The following is a 16,717-nucleotide window of genomic DNA, read 5'->3' as shown; positions in this document are numbered from 1 at the left end:
TTATTTTAAAAATAACGCAGTGCTCACTACCGGCTATGTCGCCCCTAACTAAATTGACGCTTTAAAAACTGCACACTATTGTCTTTGGCTTTTTTTATCGCTAATTTACGGTTTTTGCCCCCGCCCATCAGCTTAAGTTGCCACATTTTTTCTTGATACAAAGCACAAAAGCTTTGTTTGGTCATCTGATTAATGACCCGTTTACTGGCCAATACGGCATCAGGTGAACGGGTGGCAATCTCTGTGGCCAAAGCGTGCGCACGCTCATAAGGAGTATCGTCAATGTGAGTGACTAAGTGCAGCTGCTCAGCTTGATTGGCATCAATTAAGCGCGCGGTCATGGTCAGCTCTTTTAGGACATCTACTGGCAACACATGAAGGGCTGACTGAGTCAATCCCATGTCGGGCACTAAGCCCCATTTGGCCTCCATAATTGCAAACTGACAATCGGGGGTGGAGATACGAAAATCACAGGCTAAAGCCAGTTGCATGCCTGCCCCAATACAATAACCTTGGGTAACCACAATCACCGGCACTGGCACTTCACGCCATATTAAACATACTCTTTGAAAGATACTTTGGGTAGGCTTTAGCAGCTCATACAAGCCCATCATGGCATTTTTGGGATTGTTTAAGTCACTAAGATCAATCCCAGCACAAAAGCTATCACCTGCCCCGTTGATAATCACTGAACGGATGCTACGGTCTTTTTTTAGGCGCTCAGCCACATCGATAAGCTCACGCATCATACGCAGGCTCATGGCGTTTTTTTTGTCCGGGCGATTGAGCGAGACGGTCAACACCTCATCGGCCTCACTTAACGCCAATGTGGTGTATTTTTCATTTAATTTTTGACTGAATAAAGATGACATATTAGCTCTCTGCTTAGGATTAGTTAAGGTCAGTTCCGTTAACTTTATAGGGTTAGATCATTTTCCAAGTCATATCATTTTCACTTAATGCTTTCTCATCACTTTCTTGCATCTGCTGAGTAATATAAGCATCTAAATCCAAAGCTTGCAACATTTTTAGGCTAGAAATAAGGACTGTATAGTACTCCTCAAGCATTGCAAATTGCGACGGTATGGTATGCTGCACATTAAGCAGGCATTTGTCTTCTAAATCTTGGCTAGCTTGACGGATTTGCGGTACCCCAGAGTAACGACTGGCGCCTAAGATACGATGGGCAATCTGTGCCAATTGCTCACGGTCTCTATCTTCCCACGCTTGCTGCAAGGCTTGTAGCTCATCGGCGACAGAATCTTGCATCATATGTAGCAGCTGCTTGGCCAAGTCCGGCTTATTGGCCGAGCGCATGAGCGCATCCTTCCAGTCCACAATAAGTAACTCATCTTGCACCTGCTCATGCTCATCTTGCTTTTGTTTTTGTGCCAAGTTAGGCTCAGGCTTTAAGGCCGGATTTGCGGCCTCAGCACCCCGCCCCAGCCAGCGCTGCAGAATTTGTAATAGCTGCGGGCGACTAATGGGCTTGCCCACATAATCATCAATACCAGCGGCAATAAACTTGTCTTTACCATCGGCCAAGCCATGCGCCGTTAGCGCAATAATAGGCAAGCGTTTGTGGTAATTTTTATGCTCTTTTTGCGCATCGGCCTCCAACTGACGAATCTTTTTTGCTGCCTCATCGCCTGACATGCGCGGCATTTGTACATCCATAAATACCAAATCAATGGTAGTAGGCTGTACGGGCAAGCTTGAGCTTTGAGCGTCTTTTGGGGTTGCGCCTGTCGCCTTATCCTCTAAGGCGGCTGCCTGCTTACTGTCGTAAGTGTCATACATGAGCTGCTTGCCAATAATCTCTACGGCATCATAACCACTGTTGGCGGTAATCACCTTAATACCCAGCTCGCTTAACAAGGCATCTAATACCAGTAAATTGGGCAGATGATCGTCGACAGCCAAGATGGTCACTCCTTGCCAAGTTGGAGGGGCCACCAAGGTTGAGACATTGGTAGTGCGGGTGTCTAACATGCTATATAACTGGCGCTTATCTAGCGGCTGATACAGCCCCATCGCCTTGTAACGCTCAAGCAACGTGGCATCTAGCGCCACTTGATAGCCATAAATGGCCAGCTTACCTTGATAATGCAGACGGATTTGCTTTAATAATGCGGCCCGATCTTCACGAGTTTCACTCTCACCGCCATCAATCACCACCCAATCCCAGCGGTTGCCCTCCTCTTTTAACTTCTCAAGAGCACCGGCCAAAGAGCGTGCCATGGTCACATTGATATTGAGCGGCCGCACTGCCGCCATAAACACTTGAATACTAGAAGGATGGTTAATCCATACCAGCATATCAAAGGGTTTGTCATCATCACCTTGAGTTTGTGCGAACGGGCGTAACATGGGGAGCTGGAGCTGCTCATCGGTCAATTCTTGCTCATAGCCGACGCCAAACTCTTGGTCAGATAACTCATCTATATCGACATAAGAGGGAATACTAAACCAGAAGGTTGCGCCGGTTCTCATCGGGTTCTTATTCACCGATCCTGCCGATAAACCTGGCTCAGGTAGCACCAATTGCGACTGGGCGGCATTGTTATCATTGTCATAAAAACCAATTTTACCGCCCATAAGCTTGGTTAATTGTTTGGAAATCACCAGCCCTAGACCCGTGCCGCCATATTGACGGGTAATGGATGGGTCGCCTTGGCTAAAGCTTTTGAACAACTGGCTTTTGGCTTTTTCAGATAATCCATGTCCAGTGTCTTGTATCGCAATATGTATCATGCTACCGCTGTTGTCTTTGTCAGTGGCCACTTTGGCATGATGACTCTTGGCCTCGTCTTCTGCCTGTCCACTGGCTTCAATCACGCTGGCATCTTCAATCTCATCGATGCCGACTCGCACCACCACTTCACCCACATCAGTGAATTTAATAGCGTTACCCACTAAGTTGGTTAGTACCTGCTTGACCCGTAGTGCATCCCCAATGATGGTATTGGGTACATCATTGTAGTAGAGCACTGCCATGCGCAGGCCTTTTTCAGCAGCCAGCGGCGAGAGCATATCCATCACATCATAAATGGCAGAATATAAGCTAAACTCATGTTTATCTAGCACCAGCTTGCCGGCCTCAATCTTTGAGAAATCTAAGACATCATTCACGAGTGCCAATAGATGTGCAGAGGATTTACGAATGGTCTGCACATACAAATCCTGCTCAGCCGTCAGATCGCCATGTCGAGCCAATAGGTTAATAAAGCCATCAATACTGTTGAGCGGCGTGCGCAGCTCATGGCTAATATTGGCCAAAAACGCCGATTTGGCTTGGCTACTGGAGATGGCCTGATCGCGTGCTTCACGAATAAAGATGTTTTGCATTTCCATCTCATCAAAGGCATCTCGTAAGTCATCTTCAGTCTGATCTGAGTGATCCTTGAGCTCTTGAAAGTCGCCATATAAGCGGCGCAATGTCTTGAGCAGATCTTGTTGCAACTGGTTGAGCTCGCCACTTGACTGGGTATTGACTGGCAGATACATGTTCTCAGGAGTGATTTGCTGCAAATGCAGTCTTAAATCATAAATAGGGGCAATCCAGCGCTTGGCATAGATATTTAAGCTCAGCAGCAGCATTAATAAAGTGAATAATCCGGTAATACCCAGCCCTAGCCACACCTTCAGCCGAGCAATGGTCAAGGGCTCATTGTCCATATCAACAAATAGCCAATACTGCATGCCTTCATAATTGCCCAGTGAGCGGCCGTACGCTGTGCCAATCTCAGTCGGGATACCTGAAATAAAGCCTTGCTGATCGGCCTTGTATTGCTGACTCATCTGCTCCCAAGAGGTGGTGCTGATATCGCCCGACGCTGCCAACACCTTGCCATTAGAATCAATGATTGCCACACGCTGCACGTGCTGATTGTTATTCATAGAAGATAAAATAAAGCCAATCCGCTTTTTTACATCATCTAGTGATTTTAGGCTTTGCTCAACCTCAGGCTCATCGGCCATGGCTTTCGCATCAATCAGCTCATCGGGCAAAGTCATCTTAACGACAGCATCCGCGGCCCTATCCCCTGTGCTTTGTATTTGCGCCGCCGGCTTTGGCAGCACTTTGTCAGAAGCAGCTTCCGTATCCACTTGCCAAGTAGATGGCCCCTCATTGGCTTGACGGCTTGAATGTTGAGGGGCTACTTGCTGCTCAGTTAGGCTTTGATTGCTAAGAATAACTGGCAGCAGTTGTTTTACCATGGGTTCATAGCGAATTAAAGCGGCAGTCGCCAGTGTGTGCTGCTCAGATTTAATGGCTTTGCTGGACTCTTTTTGGACTAAATACGCCCCCACCGCAGCAAGAATAACTATCGGCAAAAACACCAGCAAAATAAGCTGAGCATAAGCACTGCTAAAATCGATTATTTTTTTTCGCATAAAGAATAAGGCTATTTTGAGGGCAATAAACCAAGAAAGAATAAGCGCCAAGAGCGCCGCTAGATTAAGTGTAACAGGTTTTCAACGTATTGCAGATAACCTGAGAGGGCGCAAAATGTTATAATCTTTTGCACTTATCATCATACAATACCTACCGCCAATTTGTACTGAGGGCCTTTATGTCAAATACGTCGCAAAATTCTGTGAACTTTATCCAACAAGTCACCACTTTATCAGACTGCTTAGGCAACACGCCTTTAGTTGCACTACAGCGTCTACCCAAGCTTGAAGGGATAGATACTTCGGTACAAGTTTTGGCCAAGCTTGAAGGCAACAACCCTGCCAGCTCAGTAAAAGACCGCCCTGCCTTTAATATGATTTTACAGGCCGAAAAACGTGGTGAAATTAAGCCAGGTGATACGTTAATTGAGGCCACCAGTGGCAATACTGGTATTGCTTTGGCGATGGTAGCTGCCATGCGTGGCTATAAAATGATTTTGTTGATGCCCACCAACTCCACCCAAGAGCGCAAAGATGCCATGGCCGCTTATGGCGCCACTTTAATTGAAGTGGACGAAGGTATTGAAGCCGCTCGTGACCAAGCTTTGCAGCTACAGGCTGAGGGCAAAGGCATCGTCTTAAACCAATTCGCCAACCCAGATAACAGCGCTGCTCACTACCAAACCACAGGACCTGAGCTGTGGCGTCAAACTGGCGGACGTATCACCCACTTTATCAGCTCAATGGGTACCACAGGAACCATATCAGGCACCGGTAAATATCTCAAAGAGCAAAACCCAGATATCCAAGTTATTGGTTTACAGCCCGATGCAGACTCTGCCATTGCCGGTATTCGCCGCTGGCCTGAGGAATACAGACCAGCCATCTATGACCCCACAGTGATTGATCGCACCATAGACATCAGCCAACATACTGCAGAAGAGTACATGCGCAAATTAGCACGCACCGAAGGCATTCTAGCTGGGGTTTCTTCAGGTGCAGCCGCTTGGGCAGCGCTACAAGTGGCCAAAGAGATTAAAGACACTCAGCCAGACGCTGTGATTGCCTTCATCGTCTGTGACCGTGGTGATCGATACTTATCTACTGGGTTATTTACCGCCCAATAGCTGTGGTTTATATTGCTTTAGCTTATTGTGCTTTAGCCACTTTCATATCATCTTTGCTCGATGTGCCCTTGTATATCAAAGACAGCTTGAACGGCTCTCTTAAAAAAATAGGTGAACTGCCATGCCCGACTTTTCTAAAACCCCCGTTTTGGTGTTTGATATTGAAACTGTGGCAGATATTGAAGGGGCACGCCGGGTGTATCCGCAGCTGGCCAAACTCAATGATGACGATACCTTAACAGCGCTCACCAGCCTACGACTCCAAGAAGCAGGACATGACTTTATGCGCCTGCCGCTTCAAAAAATTGTCTGTATCTCTGTGTTGTATATCAAAGATGGCCAGTTCTCTTTGTTTTCATTGACCGCAGATACTTTAAGCGAAAAAGAGATTATATCCACCTTCTTTCGTGCTTTTAAAGACCTAAATAGCTTGCCACAACTGGTGAGCTGGAATGGTTCAGCTTTTGATATTCCTGTACTCATTTATCGGGCCATGCAATATGACTTAAGCGTACCGCTGTTGTTCGAAGAAGGTCATCGCATCACTAATATGCGTTATGATAATTACGTCAATCGCTTTCACACTCGGCATTTGGACTTGATGGACCGCTTTAGTCAATATGGTGGCAGTCGCCGAGAGTCCATGACTATTGTTACTAGCCTATATGGTCTACCAGGAAAAATGGCCGTAAAAGCCAGCCAAGTGGCGCAAATGGTCGCTGATAGTCAGTGGCGTGAGCTGAGCCTGTACTGTGAGTCTGATTTGCTAAATACTTGGCTTATTTATCTGCGCTGGCTGCGCTTAACTGGTGTCTTATCCTCTAGCGACTTTGATATGTGGCAGGCGCAGACTCGGGATTATCTGACCAAAAAGCTCGATGATAACAATCAGGTTCAGCATCAGCTGTTTTTGGATCACTGGCAACGGTAACTCTTCTTAGTTGTTAATTATCTATCGTAAAACTAAGCTCATTTCTACACTGACAGCGCATGGCTAAATGACGTTTTATGCCCTGAGTGCTGACTTTTTAATCATTGTTAAGCGCTTTTTCGTTCTATGCGAGGTAAACACAGTTGTGATTATTGATAATACTGCGGCCTCGGGTTATGCGTTTATGTGTTAAAATCACCCCCACAGTTCACCCCCTTATTTTTCAGCACATTTAACAGATAGGCAGGTTTATGCAGCCCACCGATACCAACAACATTTCTTCTAAAGCCAACAGTAGCGCTGACCATGCGTCATTGGCCGCAGCACCGAGCAAGAAGCTCTCTAAGCCCAGCTCGCGTGTGCGTCGTCGCCTAAAAGATGCGCCACCTCTTGCCTTCAAAATTGACGGCTTATCCCATGACGGACGTGGTGTGGCTATTTATGGCAATGAGTTTGGCGTAGAAGATGGCCACAGTGAAGACAAACATGGCAAAAAGGTGTTCGTAAGCTTCGCCCTGCCCGATGAGTCAGTCAAGGTACGCTTGACCAACAGCCGCAAAAGCTTTGAAGAAGGCGATGCGGTTGAGCTTATCGCTAACCCTCATCCTGAGCGCCAAACCCCGCCTTGCCCACACTTTGGGACCTGTGGCGGCTGTAGCTTGCAGCACTGGCAACCTGAGGGCCAAATTGCCTTTAAACAGACGGTATTGGCTGAGCTACTTGAACACCAAGCCAATATCCAGCCCGATAACTGGCTGCAGCCAGTGGTGGCTGATCGCCTAGGCTATCGTACCAAAGCGCGTATGGGTGTGCGTTATGTGGCCAAAAAAGATACCGCCTTGGTCGGCTTTCGCGAACGTAATAGCAACTTCTTAGCCGAGCTAAACGAGTGTCACATTCTTGATAAGCGCATTGGCTTTGAGCTTGAGAATCTCAAGAGCTTAATCAGCAGTTTAGAGGCGCGGGCGCACATTGCCCAGATTGAATTGGCGATGGGTGAAGCCATCCCTGAGCTTAAAGATGGCAATCAACCTGTGGCCTTAATTTTACGTCATTTAGAGCCGCTATCTAAAAGTGATATTGATCAGCTAAAGGCGTTCTTTAAAGCACGCAATTGGCAGCTATATTTGCAGTCTAAAGGCCCGGAGAGTATTGAACGTATTGCTCTACATGACACAGACGATGTCAGTGAGCAGTTTGGCCGCTTGTATTATCAATTACCTGAATTTAACTTAACTTATGAGTTTATTCCAACCGACTTTACCCAAGTTAACTTATCGGTTAATCGCAAGATGACCAAGCTGGCTTGCGACTTGTTGGATTTAAAACCTGGTGAGCGTGTGCTTGATTTATTCAGTGGTCTAGGCAATTTTAGTCTGCCTTTAGCCCGTTTGGTGGGCGGTGAAGATGGCTCACAAGGTCTGGCCATTGGGGTAGAAGGCTCAGATGCTATGACAGCACGTGCCGCTGATAATGCCAAACGCAACGGCATTAACAACACTGAGTTTTATAATCAAGACTTAACTCAAGACTTTAGCGAGCAGCCTTGGGCGCAGCAAGGTTTTGATGCCATCTTGATTGACCCGCCTCGCTCAGGTGCTTGGGAGGTTATGCAGTATCTACCCCGCTTTAACGCCTCACGCATTGTTTATGTGTCTTGTAATCCTGCCACTTTAGCACGGGATACCAAGGCGTTACTTGAGCAAGGCTACCGTTTAACAGATGCCGGCGTAATGGACATGTTCTGTCATACAGGTCATGTAGAATCTATTGCACGTTTTGAAAAATTACAAACCGTTTAGCGTTTAGAACTTTCAACCTAATCTTATATGACAAATGCGCCTAAGCTAAGGCATTAAAACCTTTATTATCAAATTGGGTTTTGCCTTAGTATGGGCCGCGCTCATGTTACCTTTAGTTCACAACAGTTCACACAGCTAAGCTTGAATTTTTATCTGTAAATAAGATAATAATAAATAAGAGTTAGGTAACAGTAAGCGCATGGTCATTGGAAGTGGGCGACATTGTGTCAGCCCCGGTGTGGTGTGCTAAGGGAGGATTACTTGGTAAAAGTTCGTGAAGGGTTGCCCCTTATTGACGGTCAGACAACAACAGAAGATAGTGCCTCCCTAGCTGCACAAATGATTGCTCAGCAGCAGCACGGCTATTACAATCCCAGCCGCTTATCTTTTGAGATGCTCAACGAAGATCTAAAAAAACAGTTAGCAACCTCAAAGCTGACGACGGCTATGGATCGCTCAATACAAGCGGATTATTTGCCTCTAAATGATGCCGCCTTAGTCAAGCGACTTCAGCTTGATACCCTCACCTATTGTCATAATGACAGCAATAATAACAATGCTACCAATGAGATAGGCATACCCGGTAGTATGTCAACTCAGCACAGCCCTGCCAAAAATGAAGCCCCCACAACTGATGAGCCAAGCAAAGATAAGAAGCTGGCTGATAATACGATTATTGATCTGCCCGCTTGGCTAAAAGCGGTGTCTTTACGGGTTAATATTCCTGAACTTCCTCATTTGGCCAAAGCCTGTGATTTAATCGGCACAAAGTCTAGCCTAGGAGAAGAGGACAACCGCTCTAGTGCCTATATGACAGGTATCGGCATGACCGATATCTTAACCTACCTCTACCAAGATGAAGATGCGCTCACCGCAGCCATGTTATATCGAGCGGCTCGTACCCAGCTGATTTCTCATGAGCGTATTCAAGAGATATTCGGCAATGAAGTCGCCACACTCGTCAGAGATGCACTGGCCTTGGGACAGTTGTCAGAAACCATAGAAAGCAACAAACGCTTAGAGGATCACTTCGCTAATAATCAGCGTGAGCAGCTGTCAAATATTTACAGCATGCTTATTTCAATGACCAATGATGTGCGTGTGGTGCTCATTAAACTTGCAGAACGTACCTTTGCTATGCGTGAGCTGTCCTATGCCAGTGAAGAGCGTCGACAGCGTGTGGCACGGGAAGTTATGACCATCTATGCCCCTTTGGCACATCGCTTAGGTATTGCTCAGATTAAATGGGAGCTTGAGGACTTAGCCTTCCGTTATTTGGCGCCTGAGCGCTATAAAGAAATTGCCAAATTACTGTCCGAAAAACGCAGTGAGCGTGAAGAATACATTGAGCGAGTCCAAGCTCAGCTAGAAGCGGCTTTGGCTGAAGCTGGCATTAAAGGTGAGGTTTCAGGCCGCGTTAAGCACATTTACTCCATCTATCGCAAAATGAAATTAAAAGGCTTGTCGTTTCATCAGCTTTATGACATCCGTGCATTGCGCGTTTTGGTCGACACGCAAGCTGAGTGTTACCATACTTTAGGCCTAGTACATGGCATGTGGCGTCATATTCCTGAGCAATTTGACGACTATATTACCAACCCTAAAGCCAATGGTTATCGCTCGCTACACACAGCCGTGATTGCCGAAAACAAATCACTAGAGATTCAAATACGTACCCATCAGATGCACTTTGAAGCTGAGCTGGGTATGTGCGCCCATGTCAATTACAAAGAGGGCGGCAAAAACAAGCAAGATGCTTATTTGAGTCAAAAAATCAACTCACTACGCCAGCTGTTACTGGCTGGCAGTGATACCACCAATAAAAATTTAATCCAAGACGGGATTAACAAAGGGCCACATGAGGGCTTAACTGACGAGTTTGACCATGAGCTTGATGAAGAAGAGCAATTGGTTGACTTTGGTGAGCTTGAGCATATTTATGTGTTTAGCCGAGATGGGGACATTACTGAGCTGCCTAAAGGCGCTACCGTGCTTGATTTTGCCTACTATGTGCATACCCAAGTGGGTAACCGTGCTCAGGCAGCACGGGTTAACCAGCGCTATGTACCACTCACCTATCAGCTCAAAACCGGTGAGCAGGTGGAGATTATTACCAAGTCTTCCCGTGAGCCCAATCGGGATTGGTTAGTGCCCTCACTTGGCTATATCCAAACCAGTCGTGCCCGCTCAAAACTGCGCCAGTGGTTTAACAAACAAGACCGTGACAAAAACATCGATATTGGTAAGCAAATGCTGGCCAAAGAGCTGACTCGTCTGTCAGTACACCCCAACAGCATTAGCCTAAAAGATTACGTTAAACATTTTAATAACGTCAACTCCCCCGATGATATCTTGGTAGGATTGGTTACCGGAGAAATTGGCCTACACCAGTTAACAGGTCATATCTCCCGTGAGCTTGATCTGGTTATTGATAATGAAGAGCAAGACTATGCGCCCAGCGTACATCCTAAAGTCACCGGTAAGCTCGATGCGTATAAGATCAATATTGATGGGCTAGATAATATCGAAATGCGCTTTGCCAATTGCTGCCAGCCAGTATATGGCGAGCCTATTGCCGGCTTTATTACCCAAAGTAGTGGCGTCTCTATTCATAACCGCGGCTGTGCAGAATATGCCCGCTTAATTGAACGTGAGCCTGAACGTCAGATTTCAGCGTCCTGGGTCTCTCAGCAGACCAGCTATCAGCCGGTTGAGATTATTATCGAAGCTTACGACAGACGGGGCTTACTGAGAGATTTGACCCAAGTGATTGACAAAGAGAATGTCAATATTCGCGGCGTGGATACCAATAGCGATGATGACAACGTGGCACATCTAAAATTTCGCTTAGAGGTCACCGGCTTATCTCAGTTATCAAAGCTACTGGCCAAGCTTGAGCAGCAGCCTGGAATTTTACACGCCAGAAGAGCAATCTAGTTATGCCTGAATTACCTGAAGTCGAAACCACTAAAACCAGCCTTAAGCCTTTGCTCAAGAAACAAGTGGCGCAGGTTGACGTGTATCAGCCCAAATTGCGCTGGCCGGTACCAGATGATATTCATCGCTTACAGGGCTATACTTTGCAGCAAGTAGAGCGCCGTGCTAAGTATTTAATTTTACAATTTCAACGCCTCCCCTCTCAAAGTGGCGCTAAAACAGCTAATATGCCTGATACCAAGTCGATAATCATCCACCTAGGTATGTCAGGCAGTCTGCAACAATTCCCAGTTGGCACGGACAAGCGCAAACACGATCATTTAATTATGCAATATAAAGCGGATGATACAGAGCCAGCCATACAGCTGCACTATCATGACCCTCGCCGCTTTGGGGCAATTTTATGGTTCGATGACTATGCCGAAAAACTGTTTGATCATCTAGGTATAGAGCCCTTAGATGACCAATTTTCAGGCGCCTACCTGTTTGATAAGATTCATAGAGTCGCTGAGAATGCCATCCGCAGTTGTCATAACAAACCGCTGTTAAAGCCCATTAGTCGGCCTATCAAAGCGGTGATTATGGATCAAGAAGTTGTGGTCGGAGTCGGTAATATTTATGCCACAGAGAGTTTGTTTTTATCAGGCATCCATCCTATCACCCCTGCCGATCAGCTGAGTAAAGTGCAGTTAGCTGAACTGGTAAAATACATCAAAGAGATTTTAAAACGGTCAATCACTCAAGGTGGCTCAACTTTAAAAGACTTTACCGTAGCCAGTGGTACAACCGGATACTTTCAGCAAACACTGTTGGTCTATGGCAAATATAAATCACCTTGCCCGACTTGTGGTGCTGGTATTGATAAGGTAGTGATAACCGGCCGCGCCAGTACCTTTTGTCCCACTTGTCAGCCTGAGCCATCTTAATCTCGCTTACAGTCACCTAACATTAAAAAAAGAGACTAACCTAGGTTAGTCTCTTTTTATGTGGCATCTAACTTGTATCAAGTTACGATAGCTACAAGCGTGCTATTTGCTTAGTTTCTGGCTAATTTCACGTAGCAATAACACTTCTTCTGATGGAGTCTCTTCAACCACCTCTTCCACTTCATTCTTACGACGCATTTTGTTCATGCCTTTAACCATCATGAAGATAATGAAGGCTAAGATTAAGAAGTTAATCAATACTGTGATGAAGCTACCGTAGGCCAATAAGGGAACACCGGCTTCTTTTAGCGCATCATAAGTCATGGCCACGCCTTCAGGCGCATCACCTAATAAGATAAACATGTTCTTGAAGTTTAGTTCACCACCGGCGATAAATGCAACGATCGGCATGATGATGTCTTCAACCAGTGAATTTGTGATGCCTGAAAAAGCACCCCCAATGATCACACCCACTGCCAAATCCATGACATTACCCTTTAGGGCAAACTCTTTAAACTCTGACATCATACTCATAAATTTTCTCCAAAAATATAAAGCAAACAAAATAGCACCGACTAATATAGTAAGCACACTTAACGTGCTTAGCGCTTAAAAGCAGTACTTAAATAGGGATTAAAACTGAATAGAAACCCATCAAGACAGACGGAGTTATCTTACTGGTTACTGTTATATGTTAAGGTTTATTAATACATAATAAAAAAAGGTTAACATAGACATTGCGCCTATATTAACCTTTTGAAAATGCGGTTCAGTAGTCAAAATGTAAAATTTTTCTTCATTTTTATCGCAAAAAATAAAACCAAATCACACTTTTATACTAATGCATTTTTAATAACCCAGATAAGTTACTGAATTATTTCTCTTTTTTACGGCCGTGACGCTTACGCTCACTTTCAGACAAATATTTCTTACGTAAACGAATAGACTTTGGCGTTACTTCAACCAATTCATCATCTTCAATAAACTCAAGTGCTTGCTCTAAGGTAAACTTAATAGCAGGTACCAAAGTCAATGCTTCGTCAGTACCACTGGCACGTACGTTGGTTAACTGTTTAGCCGTGGTTGGGTTTACTACCATGTCATCACTGCGTGAGTTTAAACCAACAATCATACCTTCATAAACTTCAAGCTGAGGTTCAGCAAATAGTTTACCGCGTTTTTGTAGGTTAAATAGTGCGTAACCTAAGCAAACACCGTTCGCCATTGAAACCAGTACACCGTTAGTGCGGCCACCCACTTCACCGATCTTTTGTGGACCGTAATGTGAGAAACTTGAGGTGAGAATACCTGTACCTGAAGTCAAGGTTAAGAACTCTGAGCGGAAGCCAATTAGGCCACGAGCAGGCATAACTGCTTCAATACGCATACGACCTTTGCCGTCTAATTGCATGTCAGTCATTTCGCCCTTACGTAGACCTACTTGCTCCATGATAGCACCTTGATGCTGTTCTTCTACATCAAAAATAACGTTTTCATAGGGCTCTTGTAGTTTACCGTCTACTTCTTTTACGATAACTTCTGGACGAGACACACCAAGCTCAAAACCTTCACGGCGCATGTTTTCAATCAATACAGATAAATGAAGCTCACCACGACCAGAAACTTTAAACTTCTCAGCTGATTCAGTATCTTCCACACGTAATGCTACGTTATGAATCAACTCACGCTCTAAACGCTCACGAATATTACGTGAGGTCACAAATTTACCTTCACGACCGGCAAATGGAGAGTTGTTGACTTGGAAAGTCATAGAAACTGTAGGCTCATCCACGGTTAATGGTGGTAATGCTTCTACATGGCTAGGATCACAGATGGTATCTGAGATGTTTAACGCGTCAATACCTGTAATACATACGATATCACCAGCTTGAGCATCATCAACATCAATACGATCTAGACCATGGTAGCCCATGATTTTTAGAATACGACCGTTACGAGTATTGCCGTCTTTATCAACCACAGTAACTGGTGTGTTGGTTGAAATACGACCACGCTCAATACGACCAATACCAATTACACCAACGAAGCTGTTGTAATCAAGGCTTGAGATTTGCATACGAAATGGTGCGTCAGCATCCACTTGAGGTGGCTCTACCACATCAACAATGGTCTCAAATAATGGCGTCATGTCATCAGCAAGGTTATCAGGACTTAAACCAGCGATACCATTTAGTGCTGAGGCATAAACCACATGGAAATCTAACTGTTCGTCAGTGGCACCTAGATTGTCAAACAAATCGAATATTTGATCCATTACCCAATCAGGACGTGAGCCTGGACGGTCAATTTTATTAATTACAACGATTGGCTTCAAACCTTGTTCGAATGCCTTTTGAGTTACGAAGCGAGTTTGTGGCATAGGGCCATCGATAGCATCTACTACCAATAGTACACAGTCAACCATAGACATAACACGCTCAACTTCACCACCGAAATCGGCGTGACCTGGGGTATCTACAATATTAATGCGGTATTCAATACCATTTGTGGGATGCTGCCATTTAATGGCTGTGTTCTTGGCAAGAATCGTAATACCACGTTCTTGCTCAATTGCGCCTGAATCCATTGCGCGTTCCGCAATATTTGCACGGTCACCAAAAGTACCAGATTGATGTAATAGTTTATCAACTAAGGTAGTTTTACCATGATCGACGTGCGCTATGATAGCGATATTGCGTAAGTTTTGTATTTCGTTAGACATATTTTAAAGACTCAATATTTTTCGGGTAATAACCAGTAACTCTTTTTCACCGCTGCAGTATAGCATTATTATATAACAGTTAATAAACTGATTTTAAAAATGCTTTAAGAAAAATGAAGAGGTTACTCATAATATAAAACAAAAAAAGCCACCAATGTGGCAGCTTTTTTTTAAATAACTACTAAAACATAGACAAGATTCTATTGAACGTTCATGTCTTTAGTTTGATCAACAGTCATGGTTTTGTTACCAGTGATAACAGCATATACACGACGGTTCATTGCACGACCTTCTTCAGTGTCGTTTGGTGCGATTGGACGGTCATAACCGTAACCAACTGTGCTTAGACGGTTAGGAGCAACACCAAATTCGTTGGTTAGCATTGTCTTAACAGCGATAGCACGGGCTTCAGATAGACGCTGGTTGTAGCGAGCTGATGGGCCAGTTTTTGAAGCGTGACCTTCGATGCTAGCTGATGAGTTTGGATACTCACGCATTTTTTCAGCTACTTTAGCGATTTCTGGTTTGTACTGCTCTTTGATAACTGATTTGTCGTTATCGAAGAATACACGTAGTTCCATTTTCAGTTCGTCGTCGATCTGAACTTGTACTGGGCAGCCGTTTTCGTCAACAACGGTGTTAACTGGCGTGTTAGGGCACTGATCTAGTCTGTCGATTACGCCATCATTGTCGCTGTCTTGGTCTGCTTCAACAACGATAACTGGAGTTGGTTCAACGGTGGCTTGTGGTGGTGCTACTACTGCAGGTGCTAAGTGACCGCCTAGAACAACTTCTAGACCAGCAAGAGCCATACCTTCCCACCAGTTGTTGTCGAAGTTATGAATCGCACGCGCTTCACCACGTAGGCTTAATGCGTCATTGATGCGATACATAGCACCTAGACCTAGGTTACCGATAGTGTCTTTGGTTTCTGCTTTACGGTTGCTGTTGTCGCTGTCATATTTAAGTTTAGACTGACCAGCACCAATTAGAGCGTATGGACGGAAAGCTGTGTCACGGTAGCCTGTGAACTGATCAAAGCCCACTAGGAAGTTACCAGAGATCATTTCTTGTTCCATATCGCCAACTTTGGTGTCGCCGATTTGTGCATCAGTGTTAGAAACACCGTATTCAACTTGGAACTGAGTAGAAGGGGTTAGTTCGATACCAATAGCGGCACCAGTGTATAAACCGTCTTCTTGAGCTACGCCACCTTTGGTGTCGTCAGCATTTTTAAAATCACCGGCGTTACCTTGTGCGCCGAACAACTCACCTTGTTTTTCTTGAGTTTTGTTAGCTTCACTGTAGTGATAACCCAGTAATAGTGGACTTACAGTTACACCAGCAGTAGCCATAACTGGTGCAGCAACAGCAGCAGCTAGGATTGCTAGATTAATTTTGTTAAGTTTCATAAACTTCCTCCAAAGGGACGGTTTGTGTGCAAAAAACACTTAATATCTCTAATATATATACCCTAACTTATCAAAGAAAAGCCGGATACTAATTTATACTTTCGCATAATAGCTTATATATAAATTAAATAAGTTACAACATATTTTTGTGACCCAGCCATCTAGTACACATGATAATCACACAAAAAAACGCACCGTTACATTGTAATTTTTTCTAAAAAATACTGCTAAAAGAAAATGATAATTACTTAACTAAACGTTCTAGTGATGTGATTAAATGATATGTAATTAGATACAACTAAATGTGATACACAATTCATTGAAACCAATTCTAATACATTAAGTGCGAGAGTTCTATCCTAAACGCTAAGTTTTTCACCAAATGTAACAAAATTTGACAATAGGATATATTCTATTACCTTAGCATTATAATGGACTTAAATTATGATTGGCTCAAAACTC

At 44.6% G+C, this 16,717-nt stretch carries 10 protein-coding genes; 5 read left to right on the top strand and 5 right to left on the bottom strand.

What is annotated here, in order from left to right:
• Nucleotides 1–44: 44 nt before the first annotated feature.
• Together MN210_RS02095 and MN210_RS02090 are read right to left on the bottom strand one after the other, a co-directional pair.
• Nucleotides 45–872, bottom strand: coding sequence for a crotonase/enoyl-CoA hydratase family protein (locus tag MN210_RS02095; protein ID WP_338412472.1), 828 nt, complete (start codon nt 870–872; stop codon nt 45–47).
• 52 nt (nt 873–924) lie between these two features.
• Nucleotides 925–4,398 (bottom strand): histidine kinase dimerization/phospho-acceptor domain-containing protein, encoded by a 3,474-nt coding sequence (locus MN210_RS02090; RefSeq protein WP_338412471.1) that lies wholly within the window; start codon nt 4,396–4,398, stop codon nt 925–927.
• Nucleotides 4,399–4,577: 179 nt separating this feature from the next.
• On the opposite strand from MN210_RS02090, the gene cysM reads away from it, so the two are divergent.
• From cysM to mutM, 5 genes are all read left to right on the top strand, one after another.
• Entirely contained in the window at nt 4,578–5,525 is a 948-nt protein-coding gene (cysM, locus tag MN210_RS02085; protein WP_110816076.1) for a cysteine synthase CysM, read from the top strand.
• Nucleotides 5,526–5,646: 121 nt separating this feature from the next.
• Nucleotides 5,647–6,456, top strand: a complete 810-nt coding sequence (locus MN210_RS02080) for a 3'-5' exonuclease (protein ID WP_338412470.1) — start codon at nt 5,647–5,649, stop codon at nt 6,454–6,456.
• A gap of 251 nt (nt 6,457–6,707) precedes the next feature.
• Nucleotides 6,708–8,258, top strand: coding sequence for a 23S rRNA (uracil(1939)-C(5))-methyltransferase RlmD (gene rlmD / locus MN210_RS02075; protein WP_241879057.1), 1,551 nt, complete (start codon nt 6,708–6,710; stop codon nt 8,256–8,258).
• A 243-nt stretch (nt 8,259–8,501) separates the two neighbouring features.
• The gene (locus MN210_RS02070; RefSeq protein ID WP_413775365.1) at nt 8,502–11,195 is read left to right on the top strand and encodes a RelA/SpoT family protein; all 2,694 of its coding nucleotides are present in this window, start codon (nt 8,502–8,504) and stop codon (nt 11,193–11,195) included.
• A gap of 2 nt (nt 11,196–11,197) precedes the next feature.
• Entirely contained in the window at nt 11,198–12,121 is a 924-nt protein-coding gene (gene mutM, locus MN210_RS02065) for a bifunctional DNA-formamidopyrimidine glycosylase/DNA-(apurinic or apyrimidinic site) lyase (RefSeq protein WP_338412469.1), read from the top strand.
• 102 nt (nt 12,122–12,223) lie between these two features.
• On the opposite strand, the gene mscL is transcribed toward mutM, so the two are convergent.
• The 3 genes from mscL to MN210_RS02050 form a co-directional block, all read right to left on the bottom strand.
• A complete protein-coding gene (gene mscL / locus MN210_RS02060; RefSeq protein ID WP_011959669.1) occupies nt 12,224–12,655 on the bottom strand; it encodes a large conductance mechanosensitive channel protein MscL in 432 nt (143 codons plus the stop codon).
• 340 nt (nt 12,656–12,995) lie between these two features.
• Nucleotides 12,996–14,843 (bottom strand): translational GTPase TypA, encoded by a 1,848-nt coding sequence (gene typA / locus MN210_RS02055; RefSeq protein WP_011959668.1) that lies wholly within the window; start codon nt 14,841–14,843, stop codon nt 12,996–12,998.
• Between the two features lie 200 nt (nt 14,844–15,043).
• Entirely contained in the window at nt 15,044–16,255 is a 1,212-nt protein-coding gene (locus MN210_RS02050; protein WP_241879054.1) for an OmpA family protein, read from the bottom strand.
• Between the last annotated feature and the right edge of the window lie 462 nt (nt 16,256–16,717).

The organism is Psychrobacter raelei (genome assembly GCF_022631235.3).
GTDB lineage: Bacteria > Pseudomonadota > Gammaproteobacteria > Pseudomonadales > Moraxellaceae > Psychrobacter > Psychrobacter raelei.
The sequence above is the reverse complement of the archived record's forward strand: the minus strand, read 5'-3'. Positions and strand labels throughout refer to the sequence as shown.